We start from the raw sequence: 22,693 nt of genomic DNA, 5'->3' as shown, positions 1-22,693 counted from the left end.
TGGAAGGGTGAGCGGGTGGGCGGACTACTCGTCGGTCGCCGCGGCCGGCAGCGCTGCCCGGGGCCGCTGCCACCCCCGTGATCCGCGCGCCAGCAGCCACGCCGTCGTCTCCTCGGGCGGCATCGCCGCGGCCACCAGCCATCCCTGTACGGCGTCGCAGCCCATGTCGCGCAGGCGCTCCCAGGTCTCGTCGTCCTCGACTCCCTCGGCGACGACGAGCAGGCCGAGGGAATGGGCGAGGTCGACCGTGCAGCGGACGATCTCTGCGTCCTCCGTGTCGACGGCCAGCCGGGCGACGAAGGAACGGTCGATCTTCAGCTCGCTCACCGGGAGCCGCCGCAGATGCACCAGGGACGAGTAGCCCGTGCCGAAGTCGTCCAGCGACATCTTCACGCCGTGCCCGGTCAGGCCGGCCAGCGTGTCCGCGGCCCGCTGCGGGTCCTCCAGCAGGACGTGTTCCGTTATCTCCAGTTGGAGCGCTCCCGCCGGGACACCGTGCCGGGCCAGCCGCGCGGCGACGGAGCCCGCGAAACCGGGGGTGTGGACGTCACGCGGGGAGACGTTGACCGCGACGGGCACGAACAGCCCCTGCGCCCGCCACCGGGCCACCTGGCCGAGCGCCGTCTCCAGCACGTACTCCGTGAGATGGGGCATCAGCCCCGACGACTCGGCGATCGCTATGAACTCGTCCGGCGGCACCTTCCCGCGCTCGGGATGCACCCAGCGGACGAGGGCCTCCAGGCCGGCCACCTGTCCGTCGAAGCGGACCTTGGGCTGGTAGTGCAACTGCACCTCGTGCGCGTCCAGCGCCCGGCGCAGATCGCCCAGCAGGCCCAGCCGGTCCGGGGTGTTGGAGTCCCGCTTGGACTCGTACACCTCCACGCCCGTGCGGTCCCGCTTCGCCTGGTACATCGCCACGTCCGCGCGCCGCAGCAGCCCCTCGGCGTCCAGCGCGTGGTCCGGGAAGACGGCGACGCCCGCGCTGGCCTCCAGCACGAGGGTGAGCCCGTCGAGGTCGAGCGGGGAGCTGAGTTCGGCCACCAGCCCGCGGGCCACCCGGGTCGCGGACGTCGTGGAGTCGGCGACCGGCAGTAAAACGGCGAACTCGTCACCCCCGAGCCGTGCGGCCTCCGCTCCGCGCGGCAGCGCGACGCGCAGCCGGTCGGCTATCTGCAACAGCAGCCGGTCACCGGCGAGATGCCCCAGCGTGTCGTTGACCGAGCGGAAGCGGTCGAGGTCGATGAGCATCAGGGCGGACCGGGCACCGATCCGCTCGGCGTCGTCCAGCGCGGTCCAGATGCGCTCCAGCAGCCACTGCCGGTTGGGCAGCCCGGTCAGCGGATCGCGCAGCTGCTCCTCGGCGCGGGCGCGGGCGATCCACAGGGTGGAGTCGAGGGCGATCAGCGGGATGGAGAACAGCGGCAGCAGCACCGGCTGGGCGACGGCGACCACGCAGACCAGCGGGGCGATGCCGAGCAGCGCGACCGCGACCAGACCGTGTCTGACCAGGGCGGTACGGGTGACGGTGGGCACACCGCCGCGCGGCGCGTGCAGATACCAGAGCAGGATGCGGGTGACCAGGAGGTACGCGGAGGCGACCAGCACCGCCTCGGGGGCGGTGTAGAGGGTCCAGGTATCGGGGTTCCAGGGCGTCTCCACTGACGGCACGCGCCCGAAGGCGCCCAGCACCAGGGCCCCGGCGCCGATGCCGAGGATGTCCACCGAGCCGTGCAGCACGCCCTGGCGCCAGCGGTTGCGGCGGGCCACGCCGACCAGCACGACGACGGTGAGGCTGACCATTCCGGCGGGCACCCAGCCGTACAGCATCAGGACGGCGAGGGTGAGGGCCGCGCCGGAGCCGGTGCCGCCCCACCAGCGGGAGCGGCCGAGCATCACCAGGTGGCCGACGATGATGCCGGTCAGCACGGCCAGCGACCAGCCGACGGCGCCGGCCGGAAAGAGCGCGTGGGTCCCGGTGAACGCCCGGTAGAAACCGGCGCCGAGGACGAAGGCCGCCGACCCGACGACCGCCGGCGGCAGCGCGGGCCGGGACAGGTGCCGGTCGTGTTCGGCGCCCGGCAGAGCTGAGGACGCGTCGGCTGTGAGGTGCGGGGCGCGCCCGTCGGTCACGGTGTACTGTCCGGTGGCGCGCCCCTCCGCGCCCGGACGCTCCGACGGCCGCCCGGCCCCCCGGCTCGCCCGCCATGCGCCGGTGACCCGGCGCAGCCATGAGTCAGGGGCGGCGCTCTCGGTCGGTTCCATTCCCGTCCCTCTCACAGCCGGCGGTGCCCACGCCACGCGGCCCGATGCCCGACAACCCTCAACGGCACCGCGTTGGAAAACCCTTCCCCTTGCTCATCAAGAGCAAGGGGATGCCCCGACCGCAGCTGGGCACGGCAGGTGCACACCTCAACAGTAGGCCGCAGAAGGCTTCTACGGGCAGCGGTCGTGGACGGTTGCCCGAATGCACCTCAGCCACCCTTATGCATCTGGTATGCGCCGATCGGGTGGCCTTCAACCGCTACTCCTCCGTGGGGAGTGCCACTTCGGCCGCCGCGTCCGGTCCCTGTTCCAGCAGGACGGTGAAGCCCTCCTCGTTCAGAACAGGCACCTTGAGCTGCATCGCCTTGTCAAATTTCGAACCTGGATTGTCACCTGCGACCACGAAAGATGTCTTTTTCGAAACGGAACCGGTCACTTTCGCTCCGCGACTCTGCAGGGCCTCCTTGGCGCCGTCGCGGGTGAAGTGCTCAAGGGTGCCGGTGACCACGACGGTCAGTCCTTCGAGCGGCCGCGGCCCCTCGTCCTCGCCCGAACCCTCCTCCTCCATGCGGACGCCGGCGGTCCGCCACTTGCGGAGGATCTCCTGGTGCCACTCCTCGGCGAACCATTCCTTGAGGGAGGCGGCGATGATCCCGCCCACGCCGTCCGTGCTCGACAGCTCCTCCTCGGTGGCCTGCTCGATGCGCTCGATCGAACGGAACTCGCGGGCGAGCGCCTCGGCGGCGACCGGGCCGACGTGACGGATCGACAGACCGGTGAGGACGCGGGCGAGCGGGCGCTCCTTGGCCGCGGCGATGTTCTCCAGCATGGCAACCGCGTTCTTCTTCGGCTCGCCCTGCTGGTTCGCGAAGACCGTGGCGATCTTCTCCTCGCCGGTCTTCGGGTCGCGCTTGGGCAGCCCGCTGTCCTGGTCGAGGACGTACGCCCTGATGGGCAGCAACTGCTCGATGGTGAGGTCGAAGAGGTCGCCCTCGTCGTGCAGCGGCGGGTCGGCCGGCTCCAGCGGCTTGGTCAGGGCGGCCGCGGCGACGTATCCGAAGTGCTCGATGTCCAGTGCCTTGCGGCCCGCGAGGTAGAACAGGCGCTCGCGCAACTGGGCCGGGCAGGCGCGGGCGTTCGGGCAGCGCAGGTCGACGTCGGCCTCCTTCATCGGCCTGAGCGCCGTACCGCACTCGGGGCATTCGGCCGGCATCACGAACGCGCGCTCGCTGCCGTCGCGCAGGTCGACGACCGGACCGAGGATCTCCGGGATGACCTCACCGGCCTTGCGCAGCACCACCGTGTCGCCGATGAGGACGCCCTTCGCCTTGACGACGTCCTGGTTGTGCAGGGTGGCGAACTCGACCTCCGAACCGGCCACCGTGACCGGCTCGACCTGGGCGTACGGGGTGACCCGGCCCGTGCGGCCCACGCCGACGCGGATGTTGATGAGCTTGGTGTTGACCTCTTCGGGCGCGTACTTGTACGCGATCGCCCAGCGCGGTGCGCGGGAGGTGGAACCGAGGCGTCCCTGGAGGGGGATCTCGTCGAGCTTGACGACGACCCCGTCGATCTCGTGCTCCACGGAGTGGCGGTTCTCGCCGTAGTAGGTGATGAACTCCCGTACGCCGTCGAGGCCGTCGACCACCTTGTTGTGCCGGGAGGTGGGCAGGCCCCAGGACTTCAGCAGGTCGTAGCCCTGGGACAGGCGGGTGAGCCCCTCGAAGCCCTCCAGGACGCCGATGCCGTGGACGACCATGTGCAGCGGGCGGGTGGCGGTGACGCGGGGGTCCTTCTGGCGCAGTGAACCGGCCGCCGCGTTGCGCGGGTTGGCGAAGGGCTTGTCTCCGGCCTCCACCAGCCGGGCGTTCAGCTCCTCGAACTTCTCCATCGGGAAGTAGACCTCGCCGCGGATCTCGACGAGGTCGGGAACCCTGTCACCCTTCAGCCGGTCCGGAATCTCCGCGATCGTCCGGACATTGGGCGTGATGTCCTCACCGGTGCGGCCGTCGCCGCGGGTCGCCGCGCGCGTGAGGCGGCCGTGCTCATAGGTGAGGTTGACGGCGAGGCCGTCGACCTTGAGCTCGCACAGCAGGTGGTAGCCGGGTCCGCCGACGTCCCTGGCGACGCGCTCGCCCCAGGCGGCCAGCTCCTCGTCGCTGAAGGCGTTGTCGAGGGAGAGCATCCGGGAGCGGTGCTCGACGGAGGTGAACTCCGTCTCGTAGGCCCCCGCGACCTTCTGGGTCGGTGAGTCCGGCGTGCGCAGCTCCGGGTACTCCTCCTCCAGCGCCTCCAGGGAGCGCAGGAGTGTGTCGAAGTCCGCGTCGCTGACGACCGGGGCGTCGTTCACGTAGTACCGGAAGCGGTGCTCCTCGATCTGCTCAGCGAGCTTGGCGTGCTTCTCCCGTGCCTCGGCGGGCACCGTCGTCTCCGCTTGGTTGTCGCCGGCCACCGTTGTGTCCTCCCGTTACTCTGGGTTGTCCGCGAGGGATCTCGCCGCCCGGACGCAGTGGGCGAGTGCCCTGCGTGCGTAATCCGGGGAGGCCCCCGCGAGCCCGCACGACGGCGTGATCGTGACCGCCTCCGCGAGAAGCCCCGGTTGCAGCCCCAGCCTGCGCCACAGCGTCCTGACACCCATGACGCTACCGGCAGGGTCTGACAACGGGCCGTCCGTCCCCGGCACCACACCGGCGAAGAGCCGGGTCCCCCCTTCCACCGCCTCGCCGATCGTGTCGTCGTCACGCTCGGTGAGAAGCGAGAAGTCGAAGGAGATCGCCGTCGCGCCCGCCCGGCGCAGCAGGGCGAACGGGACATCCGGTGCGCAGGAGTGGACCACGGCCGGGCCGTCCCCGTGAACCCCGATGACGTCGCGGAGCGTGGCCTCGACGAGCTGGCGGTCGACAGCGCGGTGGGTGCGGTAGCCGCTGGCGGTCTTCACATGGCCGCGGAGTACGGAGGTGAGGGAGGGTTCGTCGAGCTGGAGGACGAGTCGAGCACCCGGGACGCGTCGCCGCATCTCCTCCAGGTGCAGGCGCAGGCCCTCGGCGAGGGAGCCGGCGAGGTCGCGGCAGGCGCCGGTGTCGGACAGTGCCGACTCGCCGTTCCTCAGCTCCAGTGCGGCGGCCAGCGTCCAGGGCCCCACGGCCTGCACCTTCAGCGGACCCTCGTACCCCTGCGTGAACTCCTCCAGCGCGTCGAGGTCCTCGCCGAGCCAGGACCTGGCGCGCTTGGTGTCCCGCCCCGGCCGGTCCCCGATCCGCCAGCCGCTGGGCTCCACGCGCGCGTACAGCTCGACGAGCAGGCCGGCGGTCCGTCCGATCATGTCGGCGCCGGGGCCACGGGCGGGCAGTTCGGGCAGGAACGGGAAGTCCTCGAAGCTGCCGGTGACCGTCTTGGCGGCCTCGCGGGCGTCGCCCCCGGGCATGGAGCCCACACCGGTGGCGGCACCGAAACTGAACCCGGTCACCGTCCCGGCCTCACCGTCAGGTCGTTGACCTCGGCGTCCCTCGGCAGGTCGAGGGACATCACGATCGTCGTCGCCACCGACTCGGGGTCGATCCACTCCGAGGCGTCGTACTCCTTGCCCTCCTGCTGGTGGACCTTGGCCTGCATGGGGCTCGCCGTGCGGCCCGGGTAGACCGAGGTGACGCGGACGCCGCTGTCGTGCTCCTCGCCCCGCAGGGAGTCCGCGAGCGCCTTCAGGCCGTGCTTCGACGCCGCGTACGCCGACCAGTCGGCGCTCGCCCGCAGGCCCGCTCCCGAGTTCACGAACACCACATGCCCGCGCGCCGCCCGCAGTTGGGGCAGGAGGTGACGGGTCAGCTCGGCCGGCGCGATGAGGTTGACGTTGAGCTGGTGACGCCAGGACTTGGGGGTCAGTTCGCCCACCGGGCCCAGGTCGACCACCCCAGCGATGTGCAGCAACGAGTCCACGCGGTCGGGCAGGGACTGGTGGGAGAAGGCCCAGCTCAGCCTGTCCGGGTCGGCCAGATCGCCCACCAGCGTCCTCGCCCCGGGGAACTCGGCGGCCAGCTCCTTCGCGCGGCCCGCGTCGCGCGCGTGCAGCACGAGTTCGTCCCCGCGCGCGTGGAGGCGGCGGGCGACGGCCGCGCCGATGCCGGAGCCCGCTCCGGTGATCACATGTGTAGCCATGTCCGCCATGCTCGCATCACGCCGGGGTCAGGCGACGCCCTGGCTCTCCTCCAGGTAGGCCAGCGCGCCCACCGGCTCCTCCGCGAAGAACACCAGGTCGGTGAGCGGGCGGGGCAGGAACCCCTCGTCGTCCATGCGCCGGAACTGCTCCTTGAGGCCGTCGTAGAAGCCCGCGGTGTTGAGCAGGACGACCGGCTTGTCGGTGTGCCCGTGCTTCTTCAGTTCGAGGATCTCGGTGGCCTCGTCGAGTGTTCCCGTGCCGCCCACCATGATCACCACGGCCTCGGCCTTCTCCAGGAGAAGCCTTTTGCGCTCGGCGAGGTCACGAGCGATCACCATCTCGTCCGCGCCCTGCCGCGCCTTGGCCGCCAGGAAGTCCACGGAGACCCCGCACAGCCGCCCTCCCGCCTCCTGCACGCCGTCGGCGACCACTTTCATCAGACCGACGTCCGAACCGCCCCAGACGAGCGTGTGCCCGCCCTTGCCCAGCAGTTTCGCGAAGTCACGCGCGGGGCGTGTGTACCGGTCGTCGAGGTCGGCGGCGGAGAGAAACACGCAGATTCGCATGAGGTCACCGTACGCGGGAAGAACCGGGCGACCGCGAGCGCTTTGCGGGTATGGCCGAAGGACACACGATCACCATCGAGCAAGACGACCAGCACGTGCGCGTGGTGCACGGCGACCAGGTTCTGGCGGAGAGCGACCGGGCTCTCCTCCTGCGCGAGACGGGCTGTCCGGTGCGGTACTACATCCCGGCCGAGGACGTCCGCCTCGACCTGCTGACGCCCTCCGACACGCACACGTACTGCCCGTTCAAGGGCACCGCCTCCTACTGGTCGACGCCCGACGCGGCGGACCTCGTCTGGGGCTACCCCGATCCCAAGCCCGACGTCGCCGGGATCAAGGACCACTTCTGCTTCTACGAAGTGGAAGTGTCGTGAGCGATTGAGCGCGATTAATCCTCTGTGGTGGGGCAGTCTCCACAGGCATGGACAAGAAGACCACTTCACGCGACGGCACGTCCGTCGCGTATGAACGGACCGGACAGGGCCCGGCGGTCATCCTGGTGAGCGGAGCGATGTCGACGGGCGCCACGGTGGCGCCCCTCGCCGGGCCGCTCTCGGACCGCTTCAGCGTCATCGCCTACGACCGCCGCGGCCGCGGTGGCAGCGGCGACACGGCGCCCTACTCGGTGGCCCGCGAGGTCGAGGACCTGGCCGCGCTCATCGACGTGGCGGGAGGTGAGGCGTCGCTCTACGGCATCTCGTCGGGCGGCGCGCTCGTCCTGGAGGCGGCGGCGAGCGGGCTGCCGGTCCGTCAGGTCGCGGTGTACGAGGTGCCGTTCGTCGTCTACGAAGGTGGCGCGGAGCAACTCGCCGAGTACACCGAGCACCTCACCGAGGCACTCGGGGACGGTCGGCGCGGGGACGCGGTCGAGCTGTTCCTCCGGCTGACGGGCCTGGCCGAGGAGATGATCCAGGGCGCCCGCCGGTCCCCCATGTGGGCGGGCATGGAGGCCATCGCGCCGAGTCTCGCGTACGACAACGCCGTGATGGGCGACGGTCTGGTGCCGCGGGCGCGGCTGGCCTCGATCGGTGTGCCCGTCCTGTCGGCCGCCGGCTCCGTGAGCCCCGCCTGGATGCGCGAGGCCGCCCGGGCCGTGGCGGAAACGGCACCCCGGGGGACGTACCGGACCCTGGAGGGCCAGACCCACATGGTCGATCCGAACGTACTCGCGCCCGTGCTGGCGGAGTTCTTCTCGTCGGCGCCCTAGCCGACGGCCGCCGTCGCGCGCGTGGTCGAGGCGATCGTCGCCGAACCCACCACGCGCGTGCCGTCGTACAGCACGATCGCCTGTCCGGGGGCGACGCCGCGGACCGGCTCCGTGAACGACACCTCCAGGGTGGCGTCGACCAGTTCGGCGGTGACCTCGGTCTCGCCGCCGTGGGCGCGCAGCTGGGCCGTGTAGGTGCCGGAGCCGGACGGGGCGGTGCCGCACCAGCGGGGCTTGATCGCGGTCAGCCCGGTCACGTCCAGGGCGGCGGCCGGGCCGACCGTCACCGTGTTGTTCACCGGCGAGATGTCGAGGACGTAGCGGGGCTTGCCGTCGGGTGCCGGGGTGCCGATGCGCAGGCCCTTGCGCTGGCCGATGGTGAAGCCGTACGCGCCCTCGTGCGTGCCCAGCTTGGCACCGGACTCGTCGACGATGTCGCCCTCGTGCGTGCCCAGCCGGTTAGCGAGGAAGCCCTGGGTGTCGCCGTCGGCGATGAAGCAGATGTCGTGCGAGTCGGGCTTCTTGGCGACCGCGAGACCGCGGCGCTCGGCCTCCGCGCGGATCTCGCCCTTGGTGGTCACCGTGTCGCCCAGCGGGAAGAGCGCGTGCGCCAGCTGCTTCTCGTCCAGGACGCCGAGGACGTACGACTGGTCCTTGGCCATGTCGGAGGCACGGTGCAGTTCGCGCGTGCCGTCCGGGTTCACGACGACCTGGGCGTAGTGGCCGGTGCAGACGGCGTCGAAGCCGAGGGCCAGGGCCTTGTCGAGCAGCGCGGCGAACTTGATCTTCTCGTTGCAGCGCAGGCAGGGGTTCGGGGTGCGCCCGGCCTCGTACTCGGCGACGAAGTCCTCGACCACGTCCTCGCGGAAGCGGTCGGCGAGGTCCCAGACGTAGAACGGGATGCCGATGACGTCCGCGGCGCGGCGGGCGTCACGCGAGTCCTCGATGGTGCAACAGCCACGCGCGCCCGTGCGGAACGACTGCGGGTTCGCGGACAGCGCCAGGTGGACACCGGTCACGTCGTGGCCGGCTTCCGCCGCCCGGGCGGCGGCGACGGCGGAATCCACTCCGCCGGACATGGCGGCGAGTACGCGAAGAGGGCGGAAGGGCTGCGGGGTGTCAGTCATAGCCCTTCAAGAGTACGGGGGCACGGGAACCGAAGCCCACGAGTATCCGTTGGTGATCACATGGGGGCGAAGAAGAGCGACTCGGACCGGCGCATCGGGCGCCGTGCGCTGCTGCTGGGCGGGGCGGCGGCCGCCGTCGGCACCGCCGTGCTGGCGCGCGAGGAGCTGTCGCACCTGTGGTGGCGGCTGCCGGGGGTGGAGAAGCCGCGGGTGCCGGGTGCGGTCGACTTCCGGGACGCCCGCTGGGTGGCGGCCTCCTCGGCGAACTACCGGCGGGCCGACCGGCCCGACGACTACTCGATAGACCGGGTGGTCATCCATGTCACCCAGGGCAGCTTCGCGAGCGCGGTCAAGGTCTTCCAGGATCCGGGCCACCGGGCCGCGGCCCACTACATCGTCCGCGGGGACGGGCACATCACGCAGATGATCCGTGAGCTGGACGTGGCGTTCCACACGGGCAACCGGGAGTACAACGAACGCAGTGTCGGCATCGAGCACGAGGGCTTCGTGGAGCGCGCGTCGTCGTTCACGGACGCGATGTACACGGCTTCCGCGCGGCTGACGGCCGGGATATGCGGGCGCTACGGCATACCCGTGGACCGGGAGCACATCATCGGGCATGTGGAGGTGCCGGGCACGGACCACACCGACCCGGGGCCGCACTGGAACTGGGACCGGTACATGAAGCTCGTCCACGGGGCTTCATCGACGAAGTCGTAAACCGCGCCTCAGGTCAGCCCCGCGGCGCGGGCACGCTCGACCGCGGGGCCGATCGCCTTCGCCAGGGCCTCGATGTCCGCCTCCGTGGAGGTGTGGCCGAGGGAGAAGCGCAGGGTGCCGCGCGCCAGGTCGGGGTCGGTGCCGGTGGCCAGCAGCACGTGGCTGGGCTGAGCGACGCCCGCGGTGCAGGCGGAGCCGGTGGAGCACTCGATGCCCTGGGCGTCCAGGAGCAGCAGCAGGGAGTCGCCCTCGCAGCCGGGGAACGTGAAGTGGGCGTTGGCCGGGAGGCGGTCCACCGGGTCGCCGCCGAGGATCGCGTCGGGGACGGCCGTACGGACCGCCTCGACCAGGCCGTCGCGCAGGGCGCCGATCTCCCGCTCGAACCACTCGCGCTGCTCCGCGGCCAGCCGGCCGGCCACCGCGAAGGAGGCGACGGCGGGGACGTCGAGGGTGCCGGAGCGGACATGACGCTCCTGGCCGCCGCCGTGCAGGACGGGTACGGGGGTGTGCTCGCGGCCGAGGAGCAGCGCTCCGATGCCGTACGGGCCGCCGATCTTGTGGCCCGAGACCGTCATCGCGGCGAGGCCGGAGGCGGCGAAGTCGACGGGGACCTGGCCGAAGGCCTGGACGGCGTCGGCATGCAGCGGGACGCCGAACTCCCCTGCCACGTCGGCGAGTTCGCGCACCGGCGTGATGGTGCCGATCTCGTTGTTCGCCCACATCACGGTCGCGAGGGCCACGTCGTCGGGGTTGCGGGCGACAGCCTCGCGCAACGCTTCGGGGTGGACGCGTCCGTACGCGTCGACCGGAAGGTACTCGACGGTGGCGCCCTCGTGTTCGCCGAGCCAGTGGACGGCGTCGAGGACGGCGTGGTGCTCGACGGGGCTGGCGAGAACGCGGGTGCGGGCCGGGTCGGCGTCACGGCGGGACCAGTACAGGCCCTTCACCGCGAGGTTGTCGGCCTCGGTGCCGCCGGAGGTGAGAACGACCTCGCTGGGGCGGGCGCCGAGCGCTTCGGCGAGGGTCTCGCGGGCCTCCTCGACGGTGCGGCGGGCCTGCCGGCCGGAGGCGTGGAGGGAGGATGCATTGCCCGTGGCGCTCAGCTGGGCGGTCATCGCCTCGACTGCCTCGGGGAGCATCGGGGTGGTCGCGGCGTGGTCGAGGTAAGCCATGGTGGGGCCGATTCTACGGGGCCGCCGCCACCGGCAGTGCGCCGAGGCCGGGCGGCTCGGCGGCCGAACCCCGTCGTCCTCGGGGAGGCCGGCCGTCGTTCATGGCGTGCGCCCCGGGCTCACAGGTTCCAGGAGACCGTGTTGGCCATCTGCATGGAGATCACCAGGACCACCAGGTCGGCCACGCCCAGCCCCATGCCCAGGAACGCGCGGCCGCGACGGGTGGTGCCGCGCCACAGGGCGACGGAGGCCAGGATGATCGCGACGGGGCCGAGGAAGACGTTCAGCACGAGGAGGCCGAGGAGGCCGAGGATGAAGGACGCGACGGCCATGCCGTCGGCGTCGCGGGCGGGAGTGCGGGTGGTGCCGGTGCGGCTCGTGGCCGGGGCGGTGAGTTGCATCGTGGTCAGCTCCAGGGTGTCGGGTCGGGCGGTCGGTGGCGGTGCGCGGTGGGTCAGTTGGCCGAGGTGCGGCGGCCGTGGCGCTCACGGGCGGCGAAGATGCCGAGCCAGACGGCGATGCCGACGGCGACGAGGGCGGTGACGGTCAGCGGCGCGTGGGCCACGGTGCCCAGGACTACGCCGAGCAGCATGAGTGCGGCGACGAGGAACAGCATGGGATTCGATCCCCCTCCGGCGTCCGGCAGGACGCCTCTCGTGACATTTCGGTGAACGCTTGTAGTAACACTTGTTCACTGACTTAGGAGTCTAGCGCGTCTGAGGACTTTTCAATTCCGGAGAACAGTTGTTAACTGGATGACATGAGTCACACCCTCGGTATCCGGCAGGTCCAGAAGCAGAAGACCCGACAGGCGCTCCTGGACGCCGCGTTGGGCCTGCTGGAGGAGCAGAGCCTGAGCAGTCTGGGCCTGCGCGAGGTCACCCGCGCCGTCGGCGTCGCCCCGACCGCCTTCTACCGCCATTTCCGCTCCACGGCGGACCTGGGCGTGGCCCTGGTCGAGGAGGCGCTGGGCAGCCTGCACCCCATGATCCGGACGACGGTGACCACGGCCGACTCCAGCGAGGAACGCATCGTGCGCGCCGTCGAGTTGATCGCCGGCCATGTGGACGCGTACCCCGCTCACGTCCGTTTCATCGCGCGTGAGCGGCACGGAGGGGTCCAGCCGGTGCGGGAGGCCATCCGGGATCAACTGGCCCGGTTCGCCGAGGAGGTGAGGGCCGAGCTGGCCAAGGACGCCGAGTCCGCGGGCTGGGACGACGACGACCTGCTCATGCTGGCTCATCTGTACGTGGACCAGATGCTGATCACGGCGTCCCTGTTCCTGGAGGCACTGGAGGGTCCGGAGGAGGAACGCTCGCGGGTCGCACAGGTCGCGACCCGGCAGATGCGGCTGATCAGCATCGGGCGGCACCACTGGACCGGCTGAGCCCGACACCCGTGCGACCGGACGACCCGGCAACACGCAGGGGCGGCACCCCCGTTCACGGGAGTGCCGCCGCTGTCGTACGAACTCAGAGGTCAGTTCTTGGCCGCCTGCGCGGCCGGAGCGCCGCCGGGTTCGGCACCGCCCCCGCGGGGACCACCCTGACCGGCGCCGCAGCCGCCGCCCTGGCCGGCTCCGCCGGTGCCGCCCCCGCCGCCGCCCGCCGCGGCACCCGCGCCGGGCGCACCGCCGGGCGCACCGCTGGGCGCACCGCTGGGCGCACCGCCGGGCATGCCCGAGGGAGCGCCGGACGGCCTGGCGGTCGCGTTACCGGTGGAGGCGCCCGAAGGGGCACCCGAGGGGGCGCCGCTCGGGCGTCCCGAGGGTTTGCCGGTCGGTGCCTGGCAGGCCTGCTGCCGCCCGGAGTTGCCGCTGTTCGAGGACGACGAGTCGCCCGAGCCGCAGGCCGCCAGGACCAGGGGCGAGAGCGCCAGGAGGGCGGCTGCGGCGACGAGACGCACACGCTTCATGAGAGACAACTCCACGGAAGGTGAGGAAACCTTGAGGCGGGCACTCGACCAACGGCGCCTGGGGCTTCCTTGGGGCCGCCCTGTCCCCGGCCTGTGAACCGGGTCAAGCGAATCTCAAGGCACCGCGCCGACCTGCGACTTCACACAGGCCTGTCGTCCTCTCGCTGGTACAACTCCGTGACACGAGCGGCCGCCGCGGCCAGTTCCTCGCGCACCTCGGGCGGCGAGAGGACCTCGACCCGGTCGGAGAACGCGAGCAGTTGGCGGGCCTCGCGGGCGAAGCCGTACGACAGCCGCGTGGTCACCCACTCGCTCGCGCCGTCGTCGTCGGGGAGTCCGGCGAGCTGCGAGGCGTTCAGGCGCAGGAACATGTCGAGGCGGTCGCGCCGGACGCGGACGGTGACGTCGAGCCCGCCGGGGCGCTCCTCCACCTGGCGGCGCAACACCTCCCAGACGTCGGCGAGTTCGACGCCGGTCCGCCGCTTCACCCGGTCGTCCAGGACGGCGGCGGACCGCACCCGGTCGGCGCGGAAGAGCTGCGGTTTCGTGCGGCGGTCGGCGATGAGGTACCAGACGCCCGCCTTCGACACGAGGCCGTACGGATCGACGGTGTACGTCCGCGCCTCCTGCTGCCCGCTGTGCCGGTAGCGCAGCCGCAGCCGGCGGTCGGTGAAGACGGCGTCCTGGAGGGTGTCCAGGTCGGCGGCGGGCTGCGGGCCGCCCTTCCAGCGCGTGGCGTCGACGAGGATGCGGCGGGAGGTCACCTCGGCGGCGGGGCGGTACGGCGCCGGCAGCGCGGCCATCACCTTGCGCAGCGCCGAGCCGAGAGCCGTGTCCAGGCCGAGCGCGGCGTGCGCGCCCTGTGCGGCCAGGATGAACAGGGCCCGGGACTCGTCGGCGGTCAGTCCCGTGACATCCGTACGGAACCCGGCGAGCAGCTCGATGCCGCCGTGCCGCCCGCGTTCGGCGTAGACCGGGACGCCGGCGGCCGACAGAGCCTCGACGTCGCGGTAGATGGTGCGCACGGACACCTCCAGCCGCCCGGCGAGTTCGTGCGCGGGGACGCGTCCGCGGGTCTGCAGGAGCAGCAGGATCGAGAGCAGGCGGTCGGACTTCACGGCACCAGAGTCCCGCCGGTCGAAGCTCGCCGCAAATGTTGACGGAAACTGTCAGGTTATGTGGCGACTCTCTCCTCACAGCCCACGACAGAGAGGCCCCTCGTGAACGCCATCGACCCCCGCCCCGTGTACGCCCGCGCCACCGAGCAGGCGGCGGCGCTCATCGCGACCGTACGCCCCGAGCACCTGACCGGCCGGACCCCCTGCACCGAGTTCGACGTCCGCACGCTGCTCAGCCATGTGGTCGGCGGCACCCTGCGCATCGCGGTCGTCGGCGAGGGCGGCGACGGCCTCGCCGTGCACCCCTTCGCCGACGGCGTGGCGGACGACGGCTGGGCGGCGGCGTACGACGAGGTCCGCACGCGGGTGCTCAAGGCCTGGTCGGGCGAGGACCGCCTGGCGGCCCCGGTCCGCGTGCCCTGGGGCGAGGTCCCGGGCCGCGCGGCTCTGTCGGGCTACGTGATGGAACTGGTCACGCACACCTGGGACCTCTCCGAGTCCCTCGGCCACCCGCTCGAACTCGACCCGGAACTGGCCGACTTCGCCCTCACCACGGCCCGCCGCGTGCTGCCCGCCCCGGACCGCGACGAACGCACCCCGTTCGCCCCGGTCCGGCCGGCTCCCGAAGGGGCGGATGTCTATGGGCAGTTGGCGGCCTGGCTGGGGCGGGAACGGCTCACCCGAGTCTGACCCGTGCCAGCTGGCGGGACTGCGCGACCAGGCGGTCGTCGCTGTCCCAGACCTCCGCGTCCTCCTCCAGGAAGCCGCCGGCGAGGTTGCGGGTGGTGATCGAGACGCGCAGGGGGCCCGGGGCCGGGCGGCAGCGGACGTGGACCGTGAGCTCCACCGTGGGCACCCAGCCCTTCAGGCCGATCTCGAAGGCGGTGGGCGGAAGCGCGTCCACCGCCAGGAGGAGCGAGAGGGGGTCGGCGTCGCGGCCGTCGGCGAGGCCGAACCAGGCACGCATCTCGCCCTTGCCCGACGGCGCTCCGAGCGCCCAGCCCAGTGTCGACGGGTCGATCTTGATCATCAGGCGGTCGGCGATCGCCGAGCTGCCGGACACCGGCGCCGGCCCGTCCTGGGGACCGAAGCACTGGTCCGGCGGCGGGATCGCGGGCGGCTGCGCCGTCGTACGGACGTCGTCGGGCAGGGAGTCCAGGTCGCCGTAGGAGGCGAGGACGCGGATGCGTTCCACCTCGTGGCCCTGCTCGTCGTACTGGAAGAGCGAGGCCTGGCCGGTGGACAGGGTGCGGCCGGTGCGGACGACGTCGGTGCGGACGACCGCCGGGCCCGGCTGGGACGCGGTGAGGTAGTGCGCCGAGATCGTGAAGGGGTCGGAGTGCGGCAGGGCGTCCGCGAGCGCACGGCCCAGGACGGCCAGCAGATAGCCGCCGTTCACGGCGTTGATGATGGTCCAGCCGACGGACAGGTCGATGTCGTACACACCGGGGGCGCGCGGGGTGAGCGCGGTGTCCCGGTCGAACTCGCTGTCGCCGATGGCGGCCCGGACGGCCGGTGCGGAAGCTGCTTCTGGCATGCCTGAACAGTACAATGGGAAATTACTAAGCGGTAGCTTTCACGGTTGCGGCCGTGTGCCACATGACCGTCCCGCCCGCCCTCCCGGGTGAGGTTCCGGCAATTTCTTGGTAAGTGTCCGCACTCGTCCTCAACCCGGGCGCACCCGTCCCCCTCTATGGGGACATGAGCCTCACCAGGACTCCGTTCCTCTACACGCTGATCGTGCTCTTCGCGATCGCACTGATACTGCCGCTCGTCCTGTGGTCACGGATCCAGGGGCCGAAAGCCCTGCGTGCGGCGGGCCGGATGCTGATGCTGCTGTTCGCCCAGGGGACGGCGGTCGCGTTGGTCTTCGTGCTCGTCAACAACGCCAACAGCCTGTACGACAACTGGGCCGACCTGCTCGGCACGGGCAACCATGTGCAGCAGGCGGCCAATCTGGGTGCCGACGGTACCGGCGGAATAGCTCTCAAGCGCCTGCCCAGGGTCAAGCAGGACTTCGCGCCGGCGACCGGGCCGGGAATGAACGGCGTGCGCGAGACCCAGCTCAAGGGCCGCGTCTCCGGCGTGAACGCCGAGGTCTACGTCTGGCTGCCGCCCCAGTACGACCAGCCCGCCTACCGTCACCACACGTTCCCCGTGGTCGAGCTGCTGCCGGGCTACCCGGGCTCGGCGAAGGCGTGGTTCGGTTCGATGAAGGCGACCCGGCAGCTGGCGCCGCTGATGCGGAGCGGTCAGGTCGCGCCGTTCATCCTGGTCGCCCCGCGCACCAACCTGCTGGCCGGGGTCGACACGGGCTGCGCGAACATCCCGGGCCAGGTCAACGCGGACAGCTGGCTGAGCATAGACGTACCGAAGATGGTCATGGACAACTTCCGCGCGCAACCCGCCCCCAGGGGCTGGGCGGTCGCCGGGTACTCGGCCGGGGCGCACTGCGCGGTCAAGCTGGCGGTGGCGCACCCGAACCGCTACATGGCCGCGATCAGCATGTCCGGCTACAACGACCCGATCGGCGAACGCAACTCGCTCGCCGCGCAGAACCCGACGGTCAGGGCCGAGAACAACCCCTACCTGCTGATGAAGAAGTCCCCCACCCCGCCCCGTATCGCGCTGTACGTCTCCGGACAGCCGCACGACGGCTACGAGGCCGGTGTCGCCCTCGAACAGAGCGCGAAGGCGCCGACGACCGTGCACGTCATCTTCATCCCGAAGAGCGTGGGCGGGCACAACATGGCGCTGTGGCGGCCGCAGGTGGTCCCGTCGTTCCGATGGCTCTCCGTGGAGATGGGCCAGCATCACGCCCGGGCCCACAGCCCTACTCCTCGCGTACCGTCGAGCGCCGATTCCACGCACGCGGCGCTCGCCAGTGGTACTTCATCGCGAGCAGGCGCAGGACGAAGGCGGTGAGGGCGGCGAGTCCGCCCGTGAGCGGGGTGAGGGCGTCGTAGCGGATGCACAGGACGGCCATGGTGGCGCCGACGATCGCCGGGACCGCGTACAGGTCACGGTCCCAACGCAGTAGCGAGGGCACCTCGTTGGCGAGCACGTCGCGCAGGACACCGCCGCCGACGGCGGTGGCGAGGCCGAGGGTCGCCGACTGGGTGAGGCCGAGCCCGAATTCGTACGCCTTCGTCGTCCCGGCGACGCAGAACAGGCCGAGGCCGGCCGCGTCGAAGACGTTCACCCCGACCTGGATGCGCTCCACGTGCGGGTGGAGGAAGAAGACCAGCAGGGCGGCGAACAGCGGGGTGACGAAGTAGCCGAAGTCCGTGAAGGCGGCAGGCGGTACGGCGCCGATGATCAAGTCACGGAACAGCCCTCCGCCCAGCGCGGTGACCTCGGCGAGCACGGCTATGCCGAAGACGTCGAAGTTCTTGCGGACGGCCAGCAGCGCGCCGGAGATGGCGAACACGAAGATGCCGACGAGGTCGAGCGTGTGCTGGACGGAGGGGCTGAACAGTTGCTGAAGCACCCCACATTCTTACTCGGGGGTCACTACAGGGCCGGCCTGCCCTTCGTGAAGAGCCACTTCTGGAACAGGTCGTCGAGCTTCTGCCCGGAGACCTTCTCGGCGAGCTTGATGAACTCGGCTGTGTTGGCGTTGCCGTAGCGGTGGAGCTTGGTCCAGGTCGGCAGCAGCTTGAAGAACGCCTTGTCCCCGATGCGCTCGCGCAGCGCCTGCAGGGTCATCGCGCCGCGCTGGTAGACCGCGGACGCGAACATGGTGTCGCGCTGCGGGTCGGCGACGACGGTCTGCCAGAAGGCGTTGTCGGCCGGGCGGGAGTTGTAGCCGGCCAGGAACGAGTCGTGGGCGCTGCGGGCGCCCTGGTGCTCGGCCCAGAGCCACTGCGCGTAGGTGGCGAAGCCCTCGTTGAGCCAGATGTCCTTCCAGTGCTCGACCGAGACCGAGTCGCCGAACCACTGGTGGGCCAGCTCGTGCACGATCGTCGTCTCGTTGCGCACGGCCGAGTAGGCGGGCTTGCTCTGCACCTCCAGCGAGAACCCGGCCTGCGGCATGTCGTCGACGATCGCGCCGGTCTCCTCGAAGGGGTACGGCCCGAAGACCTGCGACCAGTAGTCGGTCGCCGCGGCGGTCACGGCGTACACGTCGACGCTGTTGCTGTTCGCGAGGACGGGGTCGATGGCGACGTAGATCGGGATACCGGAGGGCGTCCTGCCGGTCTTCACGTCGAACTTCCCGATGGTGGCGGTCGCGAGGTAGGTCGCCATGGGCCGGCTCTCGCGCCAGTGGGCGTACGTCGAACCGCCCCTGTCGTACGTCGAGACCAGCCGTCCGTTGGAGACACCGGTCAGGCCCTTGGGGGCCTTGATGCGTATGTCGTACGTGGCCTTGTCGGAGGGGTGGTCGCTGGCGGGGAACCAGGTGGAGGCGGCATTGGGTTCGCAGGCGACGAAGACGCCGTCGGCGGTCTTCATCCATCCGTAGTCGGAGCCGAAGACGATGGGGCCGTTGAGGGGTTCGGGGACGCCGCCGTAGGTGACGGTGACCGTGAAGTCGTGGCCCTTGTGGAGGGAGCCGCGCGGGGTGATGTGCAGTTCGTCGCCGTCACGGGTGAACTGGGCGCGTCTGCCGTTCACTTCGACTCTGGTGACCTCGAGCTTCTGCAGGTCGAGGTCGAAGGAGGAGAGGTTCTGGGTCGCGCGCGCGGTGAGGGTCGTACGGCCGTCGAGGCGGTCGGTGTCCGGGTTGTACGCCACGTCGAGGGCGTAGTGCCGGGCGTCGAAGCCGCCGTTGCCCAGGTTCGGGAAGTAGGTGTCACCGATTCCGGGGGCGCCCGGGGCGGGGGCCGCGGAGGCGGCGATGGCGAAGAAGGAAGCCGCCGCGGTCGCGACGGCTCCTAAGCGTGTCGAACGGGAGAGTTTCACGAGTCGTCCTATCCGAGCGTGCGCCGATAAGTCGGACACGGACGACTCTGAACTCTCCCGTTCGGTCATGTGCATGACTTTGCCAACTTGTCATGCGCTACTTGTCGGTTGACTCCTGGCTCTCGGCCTCCGAGGTCACGGCGGACTCGGTGGAGTCGGCGTCGGTGGCCTCGGTGGCCTTCGCAGCAGCGGTGGTCTCGGTCGCGTTCGGGGCATCGGTGGTCTCCGCGACCTTCGCCGCCACGGCAGCCGACGTCTCCGCCGACTCCGCGAGCACCTCCTCGGCGACCAGCTCGGCCGCCTCCTTGGCCATGGTCAGCAGCACCGTCTCCTGCGGGGCCTGGTCCGCGAAGTTCTCCGGGTGGTGGCAGGCGACCTGCTGGCCGGGCTTGAGCTCCACGAGCTTCGGCTCGGTCGTCTTGCAGATCTCCGTCGCCTTCCAGCACCGGGTGTGGAAGCGGCAGCCGCTCGGCGGGGAGATCGGCGAGGGCACGTCCCCCTTGAGCAGGATGCGCTCGCTCTTGGCGTTCCTGCGCCGCGGGTCCGGGATCGGCACCGCCGACATCAGCGCCTTGGTGTACGGGTGCATCGGCGCCCGGTACAGCGACTCGCGGTCGGCCAGCTCCACGATCTTGCCGAGGTACATCACCGCGATCCGGTCCGAGACGTGCCGGACGACGGAGAGGTCGTGCGCGATGATCACGTACGTCAGGCCCAGCTCCTGCTGGAGGTCGTCGAGCAGGTTGACGACCTGGGCCTGGATCGACACGTCCAGCGCGGAGACCGGCTCGTCCGCCACGACCAGCTTCGGGTTGAGGGCGAGCGCGCGGGCGATGCCGATGCGCTGGCGCTGACCGCCGGAGAACTCGTGCGGATAGCGGTTGTAGTGCTCGGGGTTGAGGCCGACCACCGACAGCAGCCGCTGGACCTCCTTCTTGATGCCGCCCTGGGGCTCGACACCCTGCAGCTTGAAGGGGGCGCCCACGATCGTGCCGATGGTGTGGCGCGGGTTCAGCGAGGAGTACGGGTCCTGGAAGATCATCTGTACGTCGCGGCGCAGCGGACGCATGCCGCTCACCCCGAGGTGCGTGATGTCCTTGCCCTGGAACTCGACCTTGCCGCCGGTCGGTTCCAGCAGCCGGGTGATCAGCCGGCCCATCGTCGACTTGCCGCAGCCCGACTCGCCCACGACGCCCAGCGTCTCGCCGGACCTGACCTCGAAGTCGATGCCGTCGACCGCGTGCACGGCGCCGACCTGCCGCTGGAGCAGGCCCTTCTTGATCGGGAAGTGTTTCTGGAGCCCGGTCACCTTCAGCAGGGTCTCGCCGGGGGCGGCCCCGTCCCTGGTGTCCACGCTGCCTTCGCTCTGCGCAGGGATGCCCACTGCCGCGTCCTTAGGGTTCTCGCTCACAGCTTCGGCGCAATCTCTTCGATCCAGACACGCTCCCGCTGCTCCTGCGTCATGTGGCAGGCGGCCCAGTGGTGACTGCCGACCTCGGTCAGCTCGGGGCGGACCGTGCGGGTGACGTTGTCCTTCGGGATGTCGGCGTACGGGCAGCGCGGGTTGAAGGCACAGCCGGACGGGATGTTGATCAGCGAGGGCGGGGACCCCTTGACCGGGATGAGGCGCTCCTGCTGCTCGCGGTCGAGGCGCGGCATCGAGCCGAGCAGACCCCAGGTGTAGGGGTGGCGGGGCTCGTAGAACACCTTGTCCGCGGGACCGCGCTCGACGCAGCGGCCGCCGTACATCACCAGGATGTCGTCGGCCAGCTCGGCGACGACGCCCAGGTCGTGGGTGATGATGATGACCGCGGAGCCGAACTCCTTCTGCAGATCCCGGATCAGGTCGAGGATCTGCGCCTGGACCGTCACGTCCAGGGCGGTGGTCGGCTCGTCCGCGATGAGCAGTTCGGGGTTGTTGACCAGCGACATCGCGATCATCGCGCGCTGGCGCATACCGCCGGAGAACTCGTGCGGATAGCTGTCCACCCGCTTGTCCGGCTGCGGGATGCCCACCCGGTCGAGCATCTCGACCGCGCGCCGCTTGGCGGTCTTCTTGTCGACGTTGTGGTGGATGCGGTACGCCTCCACGATCTGCTGGCCGATCGTGTAGTACGGGTGCAGCGCCGACAGCGGGTCCTGGAAGATCATCGCCATCTGACGGCCGCGCAGCTTGCGTACGTCGTCCGGGTCGGCGGACAGCAGCTCGGTGCCGTCCAGCCAGATCTCCCCGGAGATCTGCGCCTTGCGCTTGCCGTACTGGCCGGCGGTGTGCAGGCCCATGATGCCGAGCGAGGTCACCGACTTGCCGGATCCCGACTCGCCCACGATGCCGAGGGTCTTGCCCTTCTCCAGCTTGAAGGAGAGCCCGTCGACGGACTTGACCAGCCCGTCGTCGGTCGGGAAGTGCACCTTCAGGTCGCGCACTTCCAGGAAGGAGGTCGGGGCCGGCGAGGCCGAGGTGGGTTCGCCCACGGCTGCTCCGGTCTTGCTGAGTTCGGTCATGCGAGCCTCACTCGGGGGTCGATCACGGCGTACAGGACGTCCACCACGAGGTTGGCGATGAGCACGGCGAGGGAGGTGATCAGGGTGACGCCCAGAATGATGGGCAGGTCCTGGTTCTTGATGCCGTTCAGGACCGCCTGGCCGAGGCCGGGCAGGCTGAACGTGGTCTCGGTGAGGATCGCGCCGCCGATGAGGGCACCGAGGTCCATGCCGAGCATGGTCAGGATGGGCGTCATCGTGGAGCGCATGGCGTGCTTGCCGATGACGACCGGTTCACGCAGGCCCTTCGCGCGAGCGGTTCTGATGTAGTCCTCGCCGAGGATCTCCAGCATGTTGGCGCGGGTGATCCGGGCGTACATCGCCGCGTAGAGGAAGGCGAGGGTGATCCAGGGCAGGAGCATGCTCTCGAACCAGCGGCCGGGGTCCTGGCTGAAGGGCACGTACTGCGCGTCGATCCAGCCCAGCCCGATGTCGAAGATCGCAACGCTGAGCAGACCGGTGAAGTAGATGGGCAGCGAGACACCGCTGAGGGCGATGACCATCGCGCTGCGGTCCCAGAGGCTGCCCCGCTTGAGCGCGGCGAGCACACCGGCGGCGACACCGAAGACCAGCCACAGCACGGCGGCACCGAGCGCCAGACCCAGGGTCACCGGGAAGCGGTCGGTGAGCACCGGCCAGACGGCCTGCTCGCTGCGGAAGGAGTAGCCGAAGCACGGCGCGGAGCAGTGGGTGATGTCGCCGCCGGCCGCGTACGTGCGGCCCACGAAGATGCCCTTGAAGAAGTGCCAGACCTGGATGAAGATCGGGTCGCTCAGACCCAGCTTCGTCCGCACGGCTTCGACCGCCGCAGGGTCGGCCTGCTTGCCCACGAAGCTCGTGGCGATGTCCACGCCCGCCCACTTGGGGACGAGGAAGAAGATGCTGAAGACCACCAGGATGATGACCACGAGCATCACTGCGGCGGCGAACAGCCGCCTGAGGAGGTAAGCGAGCACAGCTTACGGCCCGCTGCGGACCGCGGGCCCCCGGAGATTGTCCGGTGGC

At 70.7% G+C, this 22,693-nt stretch carries 23 protein-coding genes; 6 read left to right on the top strand and 17 right to left on the bottom strand.

Translation table 11 applies throughout. The features are described from left to right. Window positions 1–24 precede the first annotated feature (24 nt). From ACYUED_RS31110 to ACYUED_RS31090, 5 genes are all read right to left on the bottom strand, one after another. Window positions 25–2,262, bottom strand: coding sequence for a putative bifunctional diguanylate cyclase/phosphodiesterase (locus ACYUED_RS31110; RefSeq protein ID WP_491287407.1), 2,238 nt, complete (start codon window positions 2,260–2,262; stop codon window positions 25–27). Window positions 2,263–2,521: 259 nt separating this feature from the next. Then, window positions 2,522–4,714, bottom strand: a complete 2,193-nt coding sequence (gene ligA, locus ACYUED_RS31105; RefSeq protein ID WP_491287405.1) for an NAD-dependent DNA ligase LigA — start codon at window positions 4,712–4,714, stop codon at window positions 2,522–2,524. A gap of 15 nt (window positions 4,715–4,729) precedes the next feature. Next, window positions 4,730–5,728, bottom strand: a complete 999-nt coding sequence (locus ACYUED_RS31100) for a methionine synthase (RefSeq protein ID WP_491287403.1) — start codon at window positions 5,726–5,728, stop codon at window positions 4,730–4,732. Further along, a complete protein-coding gene (locus ACYUED_RS31095; RefSeq protein WP_491287400.1) occupies window positions 5,725–6,423 on the bottom strand; it encodes an SDR family oxidoreductase in 699 nt (232 codons plus the stop codon). Before ACYUED_RS31095 ends, ACYUED_RS31100 begins: the two co-directional genes overlap by 4 nt. A gap of 18 nt (window positions 6,424–6,441) precedes the next feature. Beyond that, window positions 6,442–6,981, bottom strand: a complete 540-nt coding sequence (locus tag ACYUED_RS31090; RefSeq protein WP_491287398.1) for an LOG family protein — start codon at window positions 6,979–6,981, stop codon at window positions 6,442–6,444. A 50-nt stretch (window positions 6,982–7,031) separates the two neighbouring features. On the opposite strand from ACYUED_RS31090, the gene ACYUED_RS31085 reads away from it, so the two are divergent. Both ACYUED_RS31085 and ACYUED_RS31080 read left to right on the top strand, forming a co-directional pair. Further along, the gene (locus tag ACYUED_RS31085; RefSeq protein ID WP_266684992.1) at window positions 7,032–7,355 is read left to right on the top strand and encodes a DUF427 domain-containing protein; all 324 of its coding nucleotides are present in this window, start codon (window positions 7,032–7,034) and stop codon (window positions 7,353–7,355) included. Between the two features lie 47 nt (window positions 7,356–7,402). Then, window positions 7,403–8,188, top strand: coding sequence for an alpha/beta fold hydrolase (locus tag ACYUED_RS31080; protein WP_491287396.1), 786 nt, complete (start codon window positions 7,403–7,405; stop codon window positions 8,186–8,188). Here the strand turns inward: ACYUED_RS31080 and mnmA are convergent. Continuing rightward, on the bottom strand, window positions 8,185–9,315 hold the full coding sequence (gene mnmA / locus ACYUED_RS31075) for a tRNA 2-thiouridine(34) synthase MnmA (protein WP_266843858.1): 1,131 nt from the start codon (window positions 9,313–9,315) through the stop codon (window positions 8,185–8,187). The genes ACYUED_RS31080 and mnmA overlap by 4 nt on opposite strands. 60 nt (window positions 9,316–9,375) lie before the next feature. Between mnmA and ACYUED_RS31070 the strand changes: the two genes are divergently transcribed. Continuing rightward, a complete protein-coding gene (locus tag ACYUED_RS31070) occupies window positions 9,376–10,035 on the top strand; it encodes an N-acetylmuramoyl-L-alanine amidase (RefSeq protein WP_491287393.1) in 660 nt (219 codons plus the stop codon). A gap of 8 nt (window positions 10,036–10,043) precedes the next feature. Here the strand turns inward: ACYUED_RS31070 and ACYUED_RS31065 are convergent, their stop codons facing one another. The 3 genes from ACYUED_RS31065 to ACYUED_RS31055 form a co-directional block, all read right to left on the bottom strand. Beyond that, entirely contained in the window at window positions 10,044–11,207 is a 1,164-nt protein-coding gene (locus ACYUED_RS31065) for a cysteine desulfurase family protein (protein WP_491287391.1), read from the bottom strand. A gap of 119 nt (window positions 11,208–11,326) precedes the next feature. Then, window positions 11,327–11,608, bottom strand: coding sequence for a DUF4190 domain-containing protein (locus ACYUED_RS31060; RefSeq protein WP_491287389.1), 282 nt, complete (start codon window positions 11,606–11,608; stop codon window positions 11,327–11,329). A gap of 53 nt (window positions 11,609–11,661) precedes the next feature. Continuing rightward, window positions 11,662–11,823, bottom strand: a complete 162-nt coding sequence (locus ACYUED_RS31055; protein WP_491287387.1) for a hypothetical protein — start codon at window positions 11,821–11,823, stop codon at window positions 11,662–11,664. A 144-nt stretch (window positions 11,824–11,967) separates the two neighbouring features. On the opposite strand from ACYUED_RS31055, the gene ACYUED_RS31050 reads away from it, so the two are divergent. Further along, window positions 11,968–12,594 (top strand): TetR family transcriptional regulator, encoded by a 627-nt coding sequence (locus ACYUED_RS31050; RefSeq protein WP_491287386.1) that lies wholly within the window; start codon window positions 11,968–11,970, stop codon window positions 12,592–12,594. 92 nt (window positions 12,595–12,686) lie between these two features. Here ACYUED_RS31050 and ACYUED_RS31045 read toward each other — a convergent pair whose 3' ends face one another. Both ACYUED_RS31045 and ACYUED_RS31040 read right to left on the bottom strand, forming a co-directional pair. Continuing rightward, window positions 12,687–13,121, bottom strand: coding sequence for a hypothetical protein (locus ACYUED_RS31045; protein WP_491287385.1), 435 nt, complete (start codon window positions 13,119–13,121; stop codon window positions 12,687–12,689). Window positions 13,122–13,261: 140 nt separating this feature from the next. After that, complete coding sequence (locus tag ACYUED_RS31040) at window positions 13,262–14,239, bottom strand: helix-turn-helix transcriptional regulator (RefSeq protein WP_491287383.1); 978 nt, start codon at window positions 14,237–14,239, stop codon at window positions 13,262–13,264. Window positions 14,240–14,341: 102 nt separating this feature from the next. Between ACYUED_RS31040 and ACYUED_RS31035 the strand changes: the two genes are divergently transcribed. Further along, entirely contained in the window at window positions 14,342–14,929 is a 588-nt protein-coding gene (locus ACYUED_RS31035) for a TIGR03086 family metal-binding protein (protein ID WP_491287382.1), read from the top strand. Here the strand turns inward: ACYUED_RS31035 and ACYUED_RS31030 are convergent. Further along, window positions 14,916–15,776 (bottom strand): thioesterase family protein, encoded by an 861-nt coding sequence (locus tag ACYUED_RS31030; protein WP_491287380.1) that lies wholly within the window; start codon window positions 15,774–15,776, stop codon window positions 14,916–14,918. The genes ACYUED_RS31035 and ACYUED_RS31030 overlap by 14 nt on opposite strands. Window positions 15,777–15,940: 164 nt before the next feature. Between ACYUED_RS31030 and ACYUED_RS31025 the strand changes: the two genes are divergently transcribed. After that, entirely contained in the window at window positions 15,941–17,164 is a 1,224-nt protein-coding gene (locus ACYUED_RS31025) for an alpha/beta hydrolase (RefSeq protein ID WP_491294515.1), read from the top strand. On the opposite strand, the gene ACYUED_RS31020 is transcribed toward ACYUED_RS31025, so the two are convergent. From ACYUED_RS31020 to ACYUED_RS31000, 5 genes are all read right to left on the bottom strand, one after another. Beyond that, window positions 17,073–17,729, bottom strand: a complete 657-nt coding sequence (locus ACYUED_RS31020; protein ID WP_491287378.1) for a trimeric intracellular cation channel family protein — start codon at window positions 17,727–17,729, stop codon at window positions 17,073–17,075. The two genes, ACYUED_RS31025 and ACYUED_RS31020, sit on opposite strands and share 92 nt — an antisense overlap. A 23-nt stretch (window positions 17,730–17,752) precedes the next feature. Then, the gene (locus ACYUED_RS31015; RefSeq protein WP_491287376.1) at window positions 17,753–19,144 is read right to left on the bottom strand and encodes a M1 family metallopeptidase; all 1,392 of its coding nucleotides are present in this window, start codon (window positions 19,142–19,144) and stop codon (window positions 17,753–17,755) included. 97 nt (window positions 19,145–19,241) lie between these two features. Next, a complete protein-coding gene (locus ACYUED_RS31010) occupies window positions 19,242–20,555 on the bottom strand; it encodes an ABC transporter ATP-binding protein (RefSeq protein WP_491287373.1) in 1,314 nt (437 codons plus the stop codon). Next, entirely contained in the window at window positions 20,552–21,649 is a 1,098-nt protein-coding gene (locus tag ACYUED_RS31005) for an ABC transporter ATP-binding protein (protein WP_491287370.1), read from the bottom strand. Before ACYUED_RS31005 ends, ACYUED_RS31010 begins: the two co-directional genes overlap by 4 nt. After that, complete coding sequence (locus ACYUED_RS31000) at window positions 21,646–22,644, bottom strand: ABC transporter permease (RefSeq protein WP_491287368.1); 999 nt, start codon at window positions 22,642–22,644, stop codon at window positions 21,646–21,648. The genes ACYUED_RS31005 and ACYUED_RS31000 overlap by 4 nt, the downstream gene beginning before the upstream one ends. Between the last annotated feature and the right edge of the window lie 49 nt (window positions 22,645–22,693).

The organism is Streptomyces sp. DF42 (assembly GCF_058267695.1).
Note: the sequence above shows the minus strand (reverse complement) of the source record. Positions and strands in the feature narration are given on the sequence as shown.